The following is a 16,925-nucleotide window of genomic DNA, read 5'->3' as shown; positions in this document are numbered from 1 at the left end:
TATTTTAAAAAAATATCCGTGTGATTTGTAACAAAATGAATTTGTGATAGTCTTATGGTAAATAATTAAATTTGTAAGAGTTGTCGTTAAACTTTCAAAAATAAAATGATACAAAATCCAAAAATTATAATTGCCTTTACATTACTGTTAAGTTCTTTTGCAGGTTCAAGTCAATCCAAAAAATGGACATTAGATGAATGTGTGAATCATGCTGTAAAGAACAATATTTCTATTAAACAATCGGAATTAGATAAAAAATCTTCAGAGATTAGTAAAAAAGATGCCTATGGTAAGTTTTTACCAACAATTAATGGGCAAGCTTCGCATTCATGGAATATTGGATTGAATCAAAATATCACTACAGGTTTACTTGAAAATCAAACAACTCAGTTTACTTCTGCTGGAGTAAGTGTTGGTATAGATATTTACGGAGGATTGCAGAATCAAAATCAATTGAGAAAGGCAAATCTTTCAATCATTGCTTCACAATATCAATTGACTAAAATGCAAGAAGATATTTCATTGAACGTAGTAAATGCTTATTTGCAAATTCTTTTCAATAAGGAAAATTTAAAGGTACAGCAACAACAATTACAGTACGATACCAAACAAATGGAACGTACAAAAGAGTTGGTTGACGCAGGTGTTATAGCCAAAGGGGATTTGTTAGATGTAAATGCGACTGTTGCTACAGATAATCAGCGATTAATTGCTGCAGAAAATGCCTTGTTGATTTCAAAATTGAGTTTGGCCCAATTACTTCAGCTTGAAGATTTCCGTGAGTTTGATATAGTAGATTCAGATATTGAAGCAGTATTGAGTAATGTATTGCTTGAAGATCCAAAGGCTATCTTGAATAAAGCAAAAGAAACTAGAACTGAATTGAAATTAGCACAAACCAATGTTTCTATTGCGGAAAAAGATGTGCGAATTGCCAAAGGAGCTTATGAGCCATCGTTGTCAGGTTTTTATAGCTTTACAACACGTGCGGCTTATTCTGATCAGGTAATTGGAACAACTTTGGATACTTCAAATCCAACTACTGTTATTGGTTTTGTTGAAGGAACTGGACAAGATGTAGTGACGAGTAATTTAAAGCCTGTTTTAGGTAAGCCAGATCCTGTTTTTGATCAATTTAGAGATAATAAAGGGCATAGTTTTGGTATTCAATTGAATGTTCCTATTTTAAATGGTTTTGCTGCACGTAATAATGTTTCGCGTACTAAACTTGCTTTAGAGCGTTCCAAAATTGCACTAGAGCAATCGGAGTTGGATTTAGAAAGAACAGTATATACAGCGTATACAGATACCAAAGGGGCACAAAAGTCGTATGAAGCTGCAGTGACCACTTTGGAAGCACGTGAAAATTCGATGACTTATGCGAAAGAACGATATGAAGTGGGATTGATGAATATTTTTGATTATAATCAGGCACAAACACTATATGTGAATGCAAAATCGGAAGTGTTGCGTACTAAGTACGATTACATATTCAGAACTAAAATTCTTGAATTCTATTTCGGAATTCCGATTATTAAAAACTAACAATCATGACTAAGAAAACGAAATATTTTTTATTTGGTGGAGTGGGACTTATTATTCTTGGTGCTGTAGCAATTGAGAAGATGGGAGCCTTCGGCAAAAATAAAGAAGGAAAAGTGGTGGAGATTGCCAAAGTAGCACAACGAAATGTAATTGAGACAGTTTCCGCTACTGGAAAAATCCAACCAGAAATTGAAGTTAAAATTTCGTCTGAGGTTTCAGGAGAAATTATTGCTTTACCGGTGAAAGAAGGGCAGATCGTAAAAAAAGGAGAGCTATTGGTTCGTGTGAATCCTGAATTGTATGTGTCGGGATTAAACAGGTCGGTTTCAGGTCTATCCAATACTAAAGCGGGTTTAAGCCAGGCTGATGCACAATTCAAAGAAGCAAAAGCAAGCTATGAACGTACTAAAAAGTTGTTTGAAAAAGGGATTGTTTCACGTTCAGAATGGGAAAAAGCAGTAGCGGCCTTTGAGGGAGCTCAAGCGGCAAAAGATGCGGCGTACTATAATGTGCAAAGTGCATCGGCAACCGTAAATGAATCGAAAGAAAATTTAGGGAAAACGTCTATTTATGCTCCGGTTGACGGAACTATCTCGAAATTGGATGTCGAATTGGGTGAACGTGTTTTAGGAACACAGCAAATGGCAGGTACAGAAATGATGCGTGTAGCCAATTTGAACAATATGGAGGTAGAGGTAGATGTCAATGAGAATGATATTGTTAAGGTCGAGATTGGTGATGAAGCGAAAGTAGAAGTGGATGCCTATCTAAAAAAAGAATTCAAAGGAATCGTAACCAGTATTTCGAATTCAGCTAGTACTGCCTTATCTGCCGATCAGGTGACTAATTTTAAAGTGAAAGTTCGAATTGTTAAAGAATCGTACGCGGATTTAATGAAAGGGAAACCGGCTAATTTTTCTCCTTTCCGTCCCGGGATGACGGCTACTGTGGATATTATTACTACAACAAGAGAAAATGTTATTGCTGTGCCTATTAGTTCGGTAGTGATGCGAACAGATACCACTGCTAACCGTAAAACAGATAAGGATGAAAGTGCCGATGGAAATGAGGATGGAGAAGTGGTGGAAGAAGTAAAATCCAAAAATGAAAAGCGTTACGAATGTGTATTTGTTAAATCGGGCGACAAAGTCAATCTACGAATTGTTGAAACGGGTATTCAAGATGATACGTACATAGAAATTTTGTCAGGACTGAAGAAAGGGGAGACAATTGTGGTTGGTCCATATACCGTTGTCTCCAAGGAATTAAATCCTGGTGATAAAGTACGGGTGAAATCAAAAGCAGAACTTGAAGCCGAACGTGAAAAGGCTAAGAAAAATAAAGAAAGCTAAAAAATTAATTGATTAATTCTTGGAAAAGCTCGTTCCTAATATAGGTTCGAGCTTTTCTTTTTTAATTATATTTGTCGCTTTAAAAAGGAATAATGAGTTATATTTTATCAATAGAAACGGCTACAAAAAACTGCTCTGTTGGATTGTCATTAAACGGTGTTACTGTTTTGTGCAGGGAAATTTCGGAAAATGGCTATTCCCATGCTGAAAAATTGCATGTTTTTATTGCAGAAATTTTAAAAGAAACTCAAATCGGTTTTTCAGATTTGAAAGCTGTTGCAGTGAGTCAAGGCCCTGGGTCTTACACAGGGTTGCGCATTGGTGTTTCAACGGCAAAAGGACTGTGCTATTCTTTGGGTATTCCATTGATAGCGATCGATACTTTGGAATCTTTAGCGAAACAGTTGCAATTGGAAAGTGGAGTCGTTGTACCAATGATTGACGCTCGAAGAATGGAATGTTATACTGCTATTTTCGATAAGAATCACACGTTGAAAAGAGCAATTGAATCAGAAATTATCACAGAAAATACCTATTCTGATATTTCGGATGCAATTCATTTGATTGGTGATGGTGCTCCAAAATGCAAATCAGTTTTGACTGATGCTAAATTTGTTTTTCATGATGATATTGTTTATCCTTCTGCTAATGAAATGGGAAGTATAGCATTTGAAAAATACAAAAAAAACGACACTGTAGATGTCGCTTATTTTGAACCTTTTTATTTAAAGGATTTTATACTAAACCGATAATTTACAAGGTAAGGTATTGTCTGGATTTTTCTAAAATATCCGATTTAGCCTCAGCAGCATCGCTATTATTAGTCCATATCTTTACTATAAAATTAACCGATGTGTCTGTAAAGTGGGAAATATAAATTTCCGGCTTCGGATCTTTTAATACCAAAGGTTGGTTGATTACTAGATTAGACAGCTTATTTTTCAATTCACTAACATCAGCGGTATGATTAGAAATAATTTCGAAATCTGTTCTTTGCGTTGACAGTTGTGAAAAATTCTTTATTTTTCCGTTGGATAAAAGTCCGTTAGGGATATATACCGTTTGATTGTTTCCGGTGGTGATTTTTGTCGAAAAAATTTGGATTTCTTCTACCTTGCCTGTTTCTCCCTGTACTTCAATTTTGTCGCCTAATTTGAAAGGCTTGAATAAAATAATCAGAATCCCGCCTGCAAAATTAGCTAAGGAACCTTGTAAGGATAAACCAACAGCCAATCCAGCGGCTCCTAGTATCGCGACAAAAGATGAAGTTTCTACTCCTAGTTTTGACACTACTGCGATGAAAACAATAACACGTAAACTCCAAAATATTAAGTTGCCAAGGAAATTGGTTAAAGTAACTTCAATATTACGTCCTAACATTATTTTTTTGAATGCTTTAGTGATAATACTGGTCACCCACAAACCGACAAATAAGATAATTAAAGCTGTAATGATTTTTGGGGAAATGTCAAATAATAATTTTCTGAGAGCTTCTAAATAGATATTCATTTTTCAAATTTTGATAATAGAAAAAGAGGTTAGAAAACCAACCTCTTTACATGTATTTTACTTTTTTTATTTTGTTTCTTCCGAGGTTTCTTCGGTTGCGGTGTCTACTGTGTTTTTAACTTTTGCTTCTGTGTTATCCATAAAGCCTTCTGCTTTTTCTTTGGCAGTATCTACTGCTCCATGAGCCAGCTCTTCCACTTTATCGATTGCTATTTCCGCTTTTTCTTTTACAGTGTCTACAATGTTGTCAATAGTCTCTGCTGCCTGAGGAACAAATTCTTTTACTTTTTCTCCCGCTTTCTCAGCAAATTCTTCTACTTTGTCTACAAGTGGCGCTGCACTTTCTTTAGCTTTTGCGATGGCGTCATCGGCAAAGTTTTCCACTTTTTCCGAGATTTCTTCCACATTTACTTTAGAACCAAATAAATTCTTAAAAAAACTTCCAATTCCCATTTTTTACAAATTTTTGATTATTAATAAGTGTAATATTACGATTTTTTTCGAACAAAATGGGCTATGCGTTCCGATTTTGAAACGCATAACTTGTTTTGTGAATGATTTTATTCGATTTCGAAAGTTAATTTTAAATTGACACGGTATTCGGTTACTTTGCCATCAACAACAGAGGCACTTTGTTCCTGAACATACGCAGAACGTATGTGCTTTACCGATTTGGATGCTTTTTCTACCGCTTTAGCTGTGGCATCTTCCCAGCTGATGTTCGAGTTGGATAACACCTCGATGACTTTTAATACAGACATAATTATACAGTTTTAAAGTTATTTGACTACTAAAGTTAGGTATTTAAAACTGTAAAACCAAATGCTATCCGTTCAATGCCTCTACTTTAATTTCTTGATCTTGAAGCATTTCCTTTAGCATATTTTCGATTCCGTTTTTTAAAGTAAAAGTTGAAGAAGGACATCCGCTACAAGCACCTTGTAAGATTACCTTAACTTTTTTGTCGGATTCCGAAAAAGAGTCAAATAAGATATTACCGCCATCTGCAGCGACTGCTGGTTTGATGTATTCTTCAATAATATTGATGATTTTTTGTGAAGTCACATCTAAATTATCGAAGTCCTTAATTTGCTGTTTGTCTAGTTTCTCTGATGTCACTACTTTGGTTTCATCTACGGCAATATTGCCACTTTCGATGAATTCACGAATGAAAGTACGTACTTCATTGGTCACTTCTTGCCATTCGTTAACTGCATATTTGGTAACCGATACATAATTTTCATCAATGAAAACTTCTTTAACATATGGGAATTTAAATAATGCACGAGCTAGTGGAGAGGCTTCCGTTTCGTCGATGTTTTTGCACTCAACAATAGTTTTGGTTAATATTCTGCTTGAAACAAATTTCATTACCGATGGATTGGGTGTGCTTTCCGCATAAACAGTAACAGCTATTTTTTTGTTTTCCTCTTTAGCTTTTACTACTTCGCCACCTGCATTAACATAGTTTTCTAATTGTTCGGCAACTTCAAATTTCACATCATCCCATTCAACAATGCTGAACTTTTCGATAGCGATAAAATTCCCCGAAATATAAACTGTTTTTACAAATGGTAGGTAAAACAATTGTTGGGCAAGTACAGAGTCAGCGCATTCGTCAATGTTTTTGAATTCAAAACTTTGATTAGGGCAGATGAAGTACGAAAATTCGAATTTTAGAATACTCGGATTGTTAGTTTCTTTTATAGTGATAAGTTTCATCTTAATTTTTTTTGCAAAGGTACTAAACATAATTTTACTTCATAGATTGGAATTCTTTTTATCGTTTAATTAACTATTTTAAAGATCAAAAAAAAACGTTTGCATAATCATCATATAACAAAAAGTTATATCTTTGAGCGTTTTCAATAAAACGATTAGTATTAATTAATTTTTATCAGATTTGTCTTGAGTCTGAAAAAGTGTAAAAACATGATTTTAAAGAATATAAAACTACTTATCTTACTTTTAATTTGTCAATTTTCGTTCGCCCAAGAAGGTATTGCGGTCTACTCCGATTATCTGACTGATAACTATTATTTATTACATCCATCTATGGCCGGAGCTTCTAATTGTTCTAAAATTAGATTGACAGCAAGAAATCAGTGGTTTGGTAACGATGATGCACCCGCTTTGCAAACGTTAAGTTTTAATAGTAAATTAGGAGAAAGAGGTTCGGCAATTGGTGCTATTTTATTCAATGATAAAAATGGTTACCATTCACAAAAGGGTGCAAAGATTACCTATGCGCATCATTTGATGTTTTCAAGAAGTACAGTTGATTTGAATCAGCTTTCGTTTGGTTTAAGTGCTGGGTTGGTACAAAATCAATTGGATGAATCAAGTTTTGACATGACTGATTTTGATCCTATTATTGCTGGAATTATCCAACGTTCTAGTTATTTTAATATTGATTTTGGAGCATCATATAACTATTTGGATATGTATGTTCATGCAACAGTTAAAAATGCATTGTTCAGAAGTAGAGATTTGTATTCGGATTATGAATCGGATAATTTGAGAAAGTATATTCTTAGTGGAGGTTATGTGTTTGGTAACCCGAGAAAATTATTATGGGAGCCTTCTGTGATGTTTCAATTAACAGAGAGAACCAAAGAAAAGTCGATTGATGCTAACCTAAAGGCTTATAAAACGGTTGATTTTGGAAGAATTTGGGCTGGATTATCTTATAGAAGAAGTTTTGATGGAGCGCAATATTTGGATGGTAATCAATTGAAAGATCAAAAATTACAATATATTACTCCGCTAGTAGGAGTTAATTATAAGAAGTTTATGTTTGCCTATACTTATTCTAATGTTATGGGAGATATTAAATTTGAAACAGGTGGATTCCATCAAATCACTTTAGGTTTTGATTTTGGTTGTAAGAGAGAACGTTACGACTGTAACTGTCCAGCGATCAATTAACAATATAATGTCCCGATTAATCGGGACATGTTTTTTATATAGTATATGGTAATTAAAGAAGTAAACGGTAAGTATCCGCAAATACCTGAAGATTGTTATGTAGCTGAAAATGCCACTATAGTTGGTGACGTTTCATTAGGTGAGCAATGTAGTATTTGGTTTAATGCGGTGGTTCGTGGAGATGTTCATTTTATAAAAGTTGGTAATAAAGTCAATATACAAGATGGTGCGGTAATTCATTGTACTTACCAAAAGCATCCCACAATTATTGGGAATAATGTGTCTATTGGTCATAATGCCATTGTGCATGGTTGCACCGTGCATGACAATGTTTTAATTGGGATGGGATCGATTGTTATGGATGGTTGTGTTATTGAAAGTAATTCAATTGTTGCAGCAGGAAGTGTAGTAACTCAAAATACAGTGGTTGAATCGGGAACTATTTATGCTGGTATTCCTGCCAAAAAAGTCAAGGATATCAATCAAAGTGATTTTGCTGGTGAAATTGAACGTATTTCCAATAATTACATTATGTACTCCAGTTGGTTTAAATAAGTCTAAAAATCCTTTTCAAATACGTTATCGTCGAAGCCAAGTATAGTCTTCAATACTTGTGCATCACTATTTGTGTAAAACGTAGCGTTTCCCTCTTTGATTCTAACTGTGTTAAGCATTTGATTTTGTTCTAAGATAGCTTTTGTTTGTCTAGCTACAGCCTGCCCGGAATCGATAATTTTTATATGCGGAGGAATTATTTTTTTGATCTCCGGAATAAGGTAAGGGTAGTGACTACATCCTAGAACAAGATAATCTATGTTTTCGGCAATCATAGGGCGCAAATAAATTTTGAGCAAATTTCTCATTTCCTCGGTTTCTATTTTACCACCTTCTATTAATTCCACTAAACCATATCCAACCTGTTCTAATATGCGGATATTGGTATAGCTTTCAACGCGTTTGTTGAATAAATCACTATTTAGAGTGCCCTTAGTTGCTAATATTCCGATGGTTTGTGTCTCGGATTGGTTTGCGGCAGGTTTAATGGCAGGTTCAATTCCAATAAAAGGGACGTCGTATTTTTCACGAAGTTCTTTTATGGCATTTGTAGTTGCAGTATTACAGGCAACAACAATCATTTTACAGTTTTGTTCTAATAAAAAATCAACGTTTTTAAAGCACAAAGAGACAATTTCTTCCTTCGACTTTTTACCATATGGAGCATTTTTGCTGTCAGCCAGATATACAGTATTTTCGTTTGGGAGTAATTGATGAATTTCTTTCCAGATGGATGTTCCACCAATACCGGAGTCAAATAAGCCAATAGGATTTGAGTTGTTCATAGAAACAAATGTAAAAAAAAACTGCGCTAAAAAGTAACGCAGTTTTTTAAAAATATTTTAGAGAATTAGAATTTTAATTCTTTTTTAACGTCTTCGTATAAGTTAGGTCCATCAGCAACGATGAAAGCAGAAGCATCCAATACATATTGATAACCTTTAGCTTTAGCAACCTTTACAATAGCAGCTTTCACTTTGTCATAAATAGGTTTTTCGATTTCCATTCTTTTCTCATCGATTTGTTTTTGAGCATTGTCTCTGTATTGTTGGATACGTTGCCCCATATCTTGCATTTCTTTAGCACGAGTTTCGTTGATCTCTCTTGTGGTAGTTTCAGCTTCACTTTCGTACTTTGTCATTTTAGTTTTGTATTCAGTTACCATAGTTGAATATTCTGTATCGAAAGTTTTACTTAATTTTTCCAATTGTGCTTTCGCAGAAGTCATTTCCGGCATTTTAGATAAAAGCTCTTGAACGTCGATGTGAGCTGTTTTTACTTGAGCAGTCATAGTACTTGCTCCTAACATCATTACTGCTGCAATAAGTAAAGTTTTAATCTGTTTCATCTTTTTAGTATTTATTAGTGTAATATTAATTTTGGTTATTTTTCTTTTTCAATTCTTCCTCTTTTGCTTTGCGCGCTGCTTCTCTTTCTTCAAGGATTTTCTTTCTTTTCTCTTCTAATGCTTTTCTTCGTTCCTCCAAAACCTTTTTATTGTTTTCTATTGCTTTGAGGCGTTCAGCTTCTTTAGCTGTTTTTAGCGAATCCTGTACTGCTTTTTTGTCTTCAGCTTTGTTGAAATTTTCCGTTTGTTTATCGGCGGTTTTTGTTTCGGCTGGTTTTACATCTGTTTTAGAAGAATCAATTGTTGTGCCAGAAATTTGTTTGTTGCGTTCTTCTATAAGTTTTTTTCTGTTCTCCTCGAATATTTTGCGCTTCTCTTCTGCTGTTTTTCGACGGTCTTCCAAAATTTTATCCCTCTTGGCTTTTTTCTCGTCTAGCAGTCGTTGTCTTTCTGCAAGTGCTGAATTATCGGAAACTTCATCTTGCTTTTCTTGTTTTTCTTCAAGTGCTTTTTGTTGTTTCTTAGATAATTCTTCTCTCTTTTCTGTGCGTGTAATAACTCGGACTACTTGGTCACTAATATTGTGCTTTTTCGCAGAAAATAAAATTGTCATATCCGAAGACTTGTCGAAAATGAAATCGTATTGTTTTGCTTCGGCAATATCCTGAATGGTATTGAATACTTGATCTTGAACCGGTTTGATGATGGTTTCTTTCTGAATAGCCAAATCACCACGAGGACCAAATCTTTTCTGTTGATAGTCAATTAAGTCAGTTTCAAGGAATTTTATTTCCTCTTCTTTTTCCTCAATAAGTTCTTTGGTATAAAGTGCTCTTTCATTTTTTAAAGATTCCTTTAATTTTTGAATCGCATTTTTTCTTTCTTCAATGTCTTGCTTCCACTTTTGCGCTTTTTGTTCTAGTTGACTTGATGCTTCTTTATAATCCGGAACATTTTCCAGAATATAATCCATATCAATATATCCTATTTTAATTCCTGTTTTGGTTTGTCCGAAAACAAATCCAGAAACAGCAAAGAACATTAATAACAAAAATAGTTTTTTCATAGTTTGTGTTTTATGTTGATTGTTGTATCAAATATAACTAAAATTGCTGACCTATGATAAAGTGTGTTTCCCATCCGTTTTTAACACCGCCAGGATAAATAGAATCGAATCCATGTGCAAAATCTATTCCTAGTAATCCGAAAGCTGGCATGAATACTCTTAAACCAACACCTGCTGATCGTTTTAAATTAAACGGATTGTATCCTTTAAAATTGCTAAAGGCAGCACCACCTTCAACAAAAGATAGGGCATAAATAGATGCAGCCTGTTTTAGTGTTATAGGATAACGTAATTCTAGGGAGAATTTATTGTATATCGTTGCGCCAATTTGTTCTCTATTTGCATCTGTAGGAGTTAATGAGTTGTTCGGATAACCTCTTAATTGAATGGTTTCACGGCCATCCATCGAATAATTGGCCATACCATCACCACCTAAATAGAAACGTTCAAATGGAACTAATCCTCTGTCTTGGTTGTAGGCTCCCATGAATCCGAACTCGGCTAAAGAACGCAAAGTAAGTTTTTCATAGACTTTATTATACCATTCTGCTTTAAATTTAACTTTATAGAATTCTAACCAGTTGAATTTTTTCTGGTCAACACGTGCTTGGTCAGTTGCAGCTTCTTGGTATGTAGCTACAGGGTTTCCGTTGGCGTCCAAATAGGTGTTGGCAGGAACGTTGACGTTATTAATAATAGTTTCTCTTCTAGTCTTAATTTTGTATTCTTCCATGTTCTCCAAGTTAGCGTAATCCACATTGTTGAATAGGGAATAAGGTGGGGTAAACTTGGCCGTGAAATTGAAATCAGAACCATATGTTGGGAAAATTGGATTTATCCCTTTGTTGTTGCGTGATAATCCGAATGTATAGGATATGTTTCTAGATATACCGTTTCCGAATTTGAACAAACCAACATTGTAATTGTTTAAGTCGTAGTGCTGGTAACTGATTGAATTCGATAGTACGAAGAAATCGTCAGGAGCCTTTAATCTTTTTGCTAAACCTAGGGATACCGAAAAGATGTTAAAGCTTTTCGAACGATCTACGTCGTTTGAAACGAAGTTGTTTGCATATTGTTTACTGTATGAAATTGATCCCGAAAACTGTACTGGTTTTTTTCCACCGAACCATGGCTCAGAGAAAGAAAAACTGTAGGTTTGGAAATAAGTACTTCCTTGTAAACGTAATGATAATTTCTGACCATCACCCATTGGTAAAGGTTTGTATGCGTGTTTTTTGAAAATATTTCCAATGGAGAAATTATTGAATGATAATCCAAGTGTTCCGATGAAACCACCTCCGCCGTAACCTCCTTGAAGCTCAATCTGACTAGCTCCTTTTTCAACTACATTGTACTTGATGTCTACGGTTCCCGCTCCCGGGTCAACATTTTCGAAATCAGGTTTGATGGCTTCAGGGTCAAAGAAACCTAACTGACCGATTTCGCGGATTGTTCGAATCAATTGATCTTTACTGTATACGTCTCCTGGTTTTGTTCTAATTTCTCTGTAGATAACTTTATCGTTGGTTTTGTCATTTCCAACAACACTAATTTTGTTGAAATGGGCTAATGGACCTTCTACAATTCTGATTTCCATATCAATGGTGTCATTGGCCGTTTTAACCTCTACAGGATTGATATTGGAAAATAAATAACCGTTGTTTTGGTATAAATTGGTTAAATCATCACCATCCGGTTTTGTTTTGTCAGCAATTTGTTTGTCTAGTAATACACCGTTGTAAACATCTCCTTTTTTAATGCCTAATTGGCGCGCCAATACATTATCGCTATAAACGGTATTTCCAACAAAATTTATATCTCCAAAGTAATATTTGTTACCTTCTTCTAAGTTTAAATTGATTGATATTTCGTTATTCTCTTTGTCGTAAATAACAGAATCCGATATAATACGTGCATCGCGATATCCTTTTTCTTTATATTTCTCTACAATTGAATTTAAGTCTTCTTTGTATTTATCACGAATGAATTTTGAGCCTTTGAAAAGTTTTAAAGGGTTTAGTGGACTTTTCTCCTTTGTGTTTTTCATGGCTTTAAGTACCTTTTTGTCAGTTAGTTGCTTATTTCCATTGATGTTAATCTCCTTGATTTTGACCTTGTCGCCTTTGTCAACATTAACTACCATGTTCACATGATTGATCGATGTAGTGTCATCTACAGTAGAAATGTTTACTTTGGTATTGTAAAAGCCTTCTTTTTTGTATTTGTTTTCGATATAGTATTTTGTAGTAGTAAGTAAGTTCTCGTTTACAATCTTTTCAGGAGTTAACGAATTGTCTTTGATTAAACCTTCGATAGCTCCTTTTTTTACACCAACAAATTTAACTTCTTTAAGTTTAGGTAATTCGTTTAAGTTCAATTCAAGTGAAATGCTGTCGCCTTCTATTTTGTCAACATAATAATTTACGTTGTTATAGAAACCTAATTTCCATAGTTTTTTGATCGAATTACTGATTTCCTCACCAGGAACAGTTAGCGATTGTCCTTTTTGTAAGCCTGCAAAAGTTACAATGGTTTGCTCATTGTAAGATACTTTTCCGGTTACAGTTACTTTTTTTAATATGTATGTTTTTCCTTGATCAAATGCTAATCTGTCCTGAGCTTTTACAGCTGTAGATGCGCTTAATAATAAAAAGAACAGCACTAATTTAATGCTGTTGGTAATACTTAAAAAATTATTTAATTTGTTCACTTGTTTTTCCAAATCTACGTTCTCTTTTTTGATAGCTAATAATGGCTTCATATAAATGTTCATCTGTGAAATCTGGCCATAAAACATCCGTAAAATAAAACTCGGCATAAGCAATTTGCCAAAGTAAAAAATTACTGATGCGGTGTTCGCCACTGGTTCTTATCACTAAATCTACGTCAGGTAGATTGTGCGTGTAAAGATGATTATTTAATATGGATTCATCAATAGAATCAATTGAAATTATGTTATTTTTAACTTTATCTGATATTTTTTTAACAGCATTTAAGATTTCTTCTCTAGAGCCATAACTAAGGGCAAGAGTAAGAGTCATCCGGGTGTTATTTTTGGTTTTTTCAATCACTTCCTGAAGTTCTTTCTGAACTCCTTTTGGTAGGTTTTCGAGGTTGCCAATAGAATTTAATCGAATGTTGTTTTTTTCAAGAGTTGCTAGCTCTTTTTTTAAGGAAGAGATGAGAAGTTTCATCAAGGTGTCTACCTCAAGTTTTGGGCGATTCCAATTTTCGGTAGAAAAAGCATACAAAGTAAGGTTTTCAATGCCTAAACGAGCACAAGCTTCCACAGTAGTACGCACACTTTTTGTTCCATTTTCATGGCCAAATGCGCGTAGCATTCCTTTTTGTTTTGCCCAACGTCCATTACCGTCCATAATGATGGCTAAGTGGTTGGGTAAATTATCTGTGTTAATTTTGTTTAATAAGCTCATTTTTATTCTCTACAATAGCAGGGTTTTTCACCAAACGTATAGGTTAGTGTCAGCCCTGTGAATACATACCAATCTTTACTGTTTACGTTTCCGAATTTATAGCCTTCTAAACTACTTTTTTTAGGGAAACTCCCATCAATGTCATCTGTAAATGTATATCTTGCGCCGCTTTCCAATCCAAGGATTAAATTGCGTGAAATTTTCATTTTTACTCCGGCAACAATAGGTAAAGCAAAATCACCTGATCTTTCATCGGTTTGGTATTGATTACCTACCACATATAAATTATCATGTAAAAAATAATTTACACCTGAAGCAAGATAAGGTGACATGAAGAAACCTGACTGATGTTGGTCGAAGTCAAAAAAATTGAACTCAAAACCAGCAGAAAATTCAGTAATTGAATTTTCAAATTGTAATCCTCTGTCTTTTCTTCCTTCCACATCGGAATCCAAATCATTACCGGAAATTTTAGAACGCATTGCCGAAAACCTCCAAGCAAACCTAGGACTTTTATTCCACTTGTATAAAATACCTATCGCTGGCTCGTTGGGATGGATGTAATTGGTCCTTCCAACATCGCCAATGAAATTGCTTCCTCCCGCGAATACACCTATTTCGTGTATCTGAGCCTGAGCAAATTGTACTGCTAACAAGAGTACTATGATGTGATAAATGTTCTTCATTTTTATAATAGCTTGCAAATATACTAATTATGACCACTTGACAAAGTGAAAACTTATAATCTAAGAGAATTGTTGGTAATTTTATTTTACTTAAAACGGAAAAGTCTTAAATGTAGTATTTGTCTGTGGTTTAATTGCGCTTGTCTTCGCCGAAAAGTAATTTGTTGCGCAGTGTTTTTAGAAAGGTTTCTTCTGGGATTTCAACCAAATTGATTTTAAATGGCGTTTTTTTGATGGTTAGTACCGATTCGTTTCTAACCGATGCCATTCTTGAATCAAGTGATACCAAATAATTTTCTTCCCTTCCGGAAACTTTCAATTTTATGATTGTATTGTCGGGAATTACGATAGGGCGTGCGTTTAAATTATGTGGTGCAATCGGGGTAAGAACTAAACTGTTGGCGTTTGGAGTTAAAATTGGTCCTCCACAACTCATCGAATATCCTGTAGATCCGGTTGGTGTGGAAATGATTAACCCGTCTGCCCAATACGAAGTGAGGTATTCTCCATTCAGATAGGTTTCAATGGTAATCATTGATGTGGTGTCTTTTCGACTTACCGTTACTTCGTTCATGGCGAAGTTTAAATCGGTTATACTGTCGACTTTAGGAGAACATTTCAAGCTCAATAAAGTTCGTTTTGAAATGGTATATTTTTTATCTAAGACGACTTGTAAAAAACGTTCTAAGTTTTCTTGTTGTACGGTTGCTAAAAAACCCAATCGACCAGCATTGATTCCTAAGATGGGAATTCCTGAATTTCTGACCATTGTTGCGGCGCGTAAAAAAGTTCCGTCGCCCCCTACACTAATAAGCATGTCGTAACTCTTGTCTAGATCGGTGTGGGAGTGAAAAACCGGATACGCTTCACGAATTGCCTTGTTGTCGGTTAACATTTTGAAGAAATTCTCTTCTATGACAAACTGCACTTGGTTGTTTTGTAGAAATGCCAATAAACGCTCAATTATAGGCGAAGTTGCATTTTGATAAAATTGACCGTAAATGGCGACTTTCATAATTATATATTAAGGTATCGGTCCAAATAATCAGAACGTTCTTTTAATGTTTTTAAGTAATCGTCTTCTTGGTGCTCGGAGATGATTTCATACTCATAGCGTCTGAATGTTTGAATGATTTCATTTAGTCCGCCTTCTCCAATTTTGATGGTGATTTGTACTTTTTCTTCGTCAATGTTTGAAATGAAGGAACCTAATATTTTTCCATTGTTGCCTTCAATGATTTGGGCGATTTGGCTAAAAGAATAATCGTTGATGCCTTTTTCGATGATAATTATTGCGCCAATTTCTTTAAGGAAAGGAGTTTCGTTAAATACACTGATGATGTCTTCTAATTCATAATAACCAATGTATTTGTTATGTTCGTCCAAAACGGGAATGACATTCGATTCGTTTTTGGCAAAATCATCCAAAACGTCCAATAGAACTGAATTTTTCCTTGTGAAAAAACCTTCAAAAGTATATTTATAGTCGCCTAGAGCCTTGCTAAAATCCAAACCGTCTGCATCTTCGCTTGAAATGTTGCCAACAAAAACGCCCTCCTCAGTTACAGGGAAATGTGAAAAATTAACATCAGTAAAAAAGTCTTGCACACGCGCAATGCTTTCCTTGATGTCAAAAGGTTCGAAATCGTGATTAATATAATCTGAAAGTATATTCATGGTGTTGTAATAATCTTCTGCAAAATAATTAAAAAATAAGAGAATGACCTTGTATAAGTTCGTATTTTTGTCGAATCCTATAAAAATGACGTCAAAATGACACAGAACAATTGTAAATTAAGCGTAAATATTAATAAAATTGCTACGTTGAGGAATTCTCGTGGTGGCAATACTCCAAGTGTGACGGAAGCAGCAAAACGTATTCAGGGATTTGGAGCTAATGGTATTACGATTCACCCGAGACCAGACGAAAGGCATATTCGTTATCAAGATGCTCGTGACTTAAAAAATGTGGTATATACCGAGTATAATATCGAAGGAAATCCCCAACATAATTTTATTGATTTGGTTTTGGAATGCAAACCGACGCAAGTAACTTTAGTTCCAGATGCGATTGGAGCTTTAACGTCCAATGCAGGTTGGGATACCATTAAAAATCAAGCGTATTTGAAAGAGGTCATTGCCGAATTTCAACGCAATGGTATTCGAACTTCAATTTTTGTGGATCCAGTGTTGGAAATGGTTGAAGGTGCCAAAGCGACCGGAACCGATAGAATCGAATTGTATACCGAAGCATTCGCGCATCAATACGGTTTAGGAAATAAAGATGGTATTTTGCCTTATGTTGAAGCGGCTAAACTAGCCAATGAATTAGGATTGGGGATAAATGCAGGCCATGATTTAAGTTTGGATAACATTCAGTTTTTCAATCAGAATATTCCGGGTTTACTTGAAGTTTCCATTGGTCATGCGTTAATTTCCGAATCATTGTACTTGGGATTGGAAAATGTAGTGAATATGTATCTTCAAAAATTGAAATAA

18 protein-coding genes are annotated in these 16,925 nt (G+C 34.8%); 6 read left to right on the top strand and 12 right to left on the bottom strand.

Translation table 11 applies throughout. From position 1 onward, the window contains the following. Window positions 1–105: 105 nt before the first annotated feature. From ACFO7M_RS12440 to tsaB, 3 genes are all read left to right on the top strand, one after another. A complete protein-coding gene (locus ACFO7M_RS12440) occupies window positions 106–1,545 on the top strand; it encodes a TolC family protein (RefSeq protein ID WP_379735942.1) in 1,440 nt (479 codons plus the stop codon). 5 nt (window positions 1,546–1,550) lie between these two features. After that, window positions 1,551–2,897, top strand: a complete 1,347-nt coding sequence (locus ACFO7M_RS12435; RefSeq protein ID WP_379735941.1) for an efflux RND transporter periplasmic adaptor subunit — start codon at window positions 1,551–1,553, stop codon at window positions 2,895–2,897. Between the two features lie 92 nt (window positions 2,898–2,989). Then, a complete protein-coding gene (tsaB, locus tag ACFO7M_RS12430) occupies window positions 2,990–3,649 on the top strand; it encodes a tRNA (adenosine(37)-N6)-threonylcarbamoyltransferase complex dimerization subunit type 1 TsaB (protein ID WP_379735939.1) in 660 nt (219 codons plus the stop codon). A 1-nt stretch (window position 3,650) separates the two neighbouring features. Here the strand turns inward: tsaB and ACFO7M_RS12425 are convergent, their stop codons facing one another. From ACFO7M_RS12425 to ACFO7M_RS12410, 4 genes are all read right to left on the bottom strand, one after another. After that, entirely contained in the window at window positions 3,651–4,406 is a 756-nt protein-coding gene (locus ACFO7M_RS12425) for a mechanosensitive ion channel family protein (RefSeq protein WP_379716715.1), read from the bottom strand. A gap of 66 nt (window positions 4,407–4,472) precedes the next feature. Then, the gene (locus tag ACFO7M_RS12420; RefSeq protein ID WP_379735937.1) at window positions 4,473–4,859 is read right to left on the bottom strand and encodes a hypothetical protein; all 387 of its coding nucleotides are present in this window, start codon (window positions 4,857–4,859) and stop codon (window positions 4,473–4,475) included. Window positions 4,860–4,966: 107 nt separating this feature from the next. Then, a complete protein-coding gene (locus tag ACFO7M_RS12415; RefSeq protein WP_379716708.1) occupies window positions 4,967–5,167 on the bottom strand; it encodes a dodecin family protein in 201 nt (66 codons plus the stop codon). A gap of 64 nt (window positions 5,168–5,231) precedes the next feature. After that, window positions 5,232–6,128, bottom strand: a complete 897-nt coding sequence (locus tag ACFO7M_RS12410) for a NifU family protein (protein WP_379716705.1) — start codon at window positions 6,126–6,128, stop codon at window positions 5,232–5,234. 210 nt (window positions 6,129–6,338) lie between these two features. Here ACFO7M_RS12410 and ACFO7M_RS12405 point away from each other — a divergent pair, with 210 nt between their 5' ends. Continuing rightward, window positions 6,339–7,334 carry a type IX secretion system membrane protein PorP/SprF gene (locus ACFO7M_RS12405; protein WP_379716702.1) on the top strand — a complete coding sequence of 332 codons (996 nt, stop codon included), beginning with the start codon at window positions 6,339–6,341 and terminating at the stop codon, window positions 7,332–7,334. A gap of 45 nt (window positions 7,335–7,379) precedes the next feature. After that, window positions 7,380–7,889, top strand: coding sequence for a gamma carbonic anhydrase family protein (locus tag ACFO7M_RS12400; RefSeq protein ID WP_379716699.1), 510 nt, complete (start codon window positions 7,380–7,382; stop codon window positions 7,887–7,889). A gap of 2 nt (window positions 7,890–7,891) precedes the next feature. Here ACFO7M_RS12400 and murI read toward each other — a convergent pair whose 3' ends face one another. From murI to ACFO7M_RS12360, 8 genes are all read right to left on the bottom strand, one after another. Next, the gene (gene murI, locus ACFO7M_RS12395; RefSeq protein ID WP_379735935.1) at window positions 7,892–8,674 is read right to left on the bottom strand and encodes a glutamate racemase; all 783 of its coding nucleotides are present in this window, start codon (window positions 8,672–8,674) and stop codon (window positions 7,892–7,894) included. Window positions 8,675–8,739: 65 nt separating this feature from the next. Next, on the bottom strand, window positions 8,740–9,237 hold the full coding sequence (locus tag ACFO7M_RS12390) for an OmpH family outer membrane protein (protein ID WP_379716693.1): 498 nt from the start codon (window positions 9,235–9,237) through the stop codon (window positions 8,740–8,742). A gap of 25 nt (window positions 9,238–9,262) precedes the next feature. Continuing rightward, the gene (locus ACFO7M_RS12385; protein WP_379716690.1) at window positions 9,263–10,303 is read right to left on the bottom strand and encodes an OmpH family outer membrane protein; all 1,041 of its coding nucleotides are present in this window, start codon (window positions 10,301–10,303) and stop codon (window positions 9,263–9,265) included. Between the two features lie 37 nt (window positions 10,304–10,340). Next, window positions 10,341–13,067, bottom strand: coding sequence for an outer membrane protein assembly factor BamA (bamA, locus tag ACFO7M_RS12380; RefSeq protein WP_379716687.1), 2,727 nt, complete (start codon window positions 13,065–13,067; stop codon window positions 10,341–10,343). Next, entirely contained in the window at window positions 13,000–13,740 is a 741-nt protein-coding gene (locus ACFO7M_RS12375; RefSeq protein WP_379716684.1) for an isoprenyl transferase, read from the bottom strand. Before ACFO7M_RS12375 ends, bamA begins: the two co-directional genes overlap by 68 nt. A gap of 2 nt (window positions 13,741–13,742) precedes the next feature. Then, complete coding sequence (locus ACFO7M_RS12370; protein ID WP_379735933.1) at window positions 13,743–14,426, bottom strand: DUF6089 family protein; 684 nt, start codon at window positions 14,424–14,426, stop codon at window positions 13,743–13,745. A 130-nt stretch (window positions 14,427–14,556) separates the two neighbouring features. After that, entirely contained in the window at window positions 14,557–15,441 is an 885-nt protein-coding gene (locus ACFO7M_RS12365) for an NAD kinase (RefSeq protein ID WP_379735932.1), read from the bottom strand. A gap of 2 nt (window positions 15,442–15,443) precedes the next feature. Beyond that, entirely contained in the window at window positions 15,444–16,103 is a 660-nt protein-coding gene (locus ACFO7M_RS12360) for a CBS domain-containing protein (protein WP_379716675.1), read from the bottom strand. A 96-nt stretch (window positions 16,104–16,199) separates the two neighbouring features. On the opposite strand from ACFO7M_RS12360, the gene ACFO7M_RS12355 reads away from it, so the two are divergent. After that, window positions 16,200–16,925, top strand: coding sequence for a pyridoxine 5'-phosphate synthase (locus tag ACFO7M_RS12355; RefSeq protein WP_379735930.1), 726 nt, complete (start codon window positions 16,200–16,202; stop codon window positions 16,923–16,925).

Source organism: Flavobacterium sp. GCM10023249 (assembly GCF_042653365.1).
In the GTDB taxonomy this organism is placed as follows: domain Bacteria; phylum Bacteroidota; class Bacteroidia; order Flavobacteriales; family Flavobacteriaceae; genus Flavobacterium.
Note: the sequence above shows the minus strand (reverse complement) of the source record. Positions and strands in the feature narration are given on the sequence as shown.

What these genes read in the sequence shown, in the direction of transcription:
- ACFO7M_RS12440 (WP_379735942.1), top strand. Translation starts at nt 106, where the DNA reads ATGATACAAAATCCAAAAATTATAATTGCCTTTACATTACTGTTAAGT.
- ACFO7M_RS12435 (WP_379735941.1), top strand. Translation starts at nt 1,551, where the DNA reads ATGACTAAGAAAACGAAATATTTTTTATTTGGTGGAGTGGGACTTATT.
- tsaB (WP_379735939.1), top strand. Translation starts at nt 2,990, where the DNA reads ATGAGTTATATTTTATCAATAGAAACGGCTACAAAAAACTGCTCTGTT.
- ACFO7M_RS12425 (WP_379716715.1), bottom strand. Translation starts at nt 4,406, where the DNA reads ATGAATATCTATTTAGAAGCTCTCAGAAAATTATTATTTGACATTTCC.
- ACFO7M_RS12420 (WP_379735937.1), bottom strand. Translation starts at nt 4,859, where the DNA reads ATGGGAATTGGAAGTTTTTTTAAGAATTTATTTGGTTCTAAAGTAAAT.
- ACFO7M_RS12415 (WP_379716708.1), bottom strand. Translation starts at nt 5,167, where the DNA reads ATGTCTGTATTAAAAGTCATCGAGGTGTTATCCAACTCGAACATCAGC.
- ACFO7M_RS12410 (WP_379716705.1), bottom strand. Translation starts at nt 6,128, where the DNA reads ATGAAACTTATCACTATAAAAGAAACTAACAATCCGAGTATTCTAAAA.
- ACFO7M_RS12405 (WP_379716702.1), top strand. Translation starts at nt 6,339, where the DNA reads ATGATTTTAAAGAATATAAAACTACTTATCTTACTTTTAATTTGTCAA.
- ACFO7M_RS12400 (WP_379716699.1), top strand. Translation starts at nt 7,380, where the DNA reads ATGGTAATTAAAGAAGTAAACGGTAAGTATCCGCAAATACCTGAAGAT.
- murI (WP_379735935.1), bottom strand. Translation starts at nt 8,674, where the DNA reads ATGAACAACTCAAATCCTATTGGCTTATTTGACTCCGGTATTGGTGGA.
- ACFO7M_RS12390 (WP_379716693.1), bottom strand. Translation starts at nt 9,237, where the DNA reads ATGAAACAGATTAAAACTTTACTTATTGCAGCAGTAATGATGTTAGGA.
- ACFO7M_RS12385 (WP_379716690.1), bottom strand. Translation starts at nt 10,303, where the DNA reads ATGAAAAAACTATTTTTGTTATTAATGTTCTTTGCTGTTTCTGGATTT.
- bamA (WP_379716687.1), bottom strand. Translation starts at nt 13,067, where the DNA reads ATGAAGCCATTATTAGCTATCAAAAAAGAGAACGTAGATTTGGAAAAA.
- ACFO7M_RS12375 (WP_379716684.1), bottom strand. Translation starts at nt 13,740, where the DNA reads ATGAGCTTATTAAACAAAATTAACACAGATAATTTACCCAACCACTTA.
- ACFO7M_RS12370 (WP_379735933.1), bottom strand. Translation starts at nt 14,426, where the DNA reads ATGAAGAACATTTATCACATCATAGTACTCTTGTTAGCAGTACAATTT.
- ACFO7M_RS12365 (WP_379735932.1), bottom strand. Translation starts at nt 15,441, where the DNA reads ATGAAAGTCGCCATTTACGGTCAATTTTATCAAAATGCAACTTCGCCT.
- ACFO7M_RS12360 (WP_379716675.1), bottom strand. Translation starts at nt 16,103, where the DNA reads ATGAATATACTTTCAGATTATATTAATCACGATTTCGAACCTTTTGAC.
- ACFO7M_RS12355 (WP_379735930.1), top strand. Translation starts at nt 16,200, where the DNA reads ATGACACAGAACAATTGTAAATTAAGCGTAAATATTAATAAAATTGCT.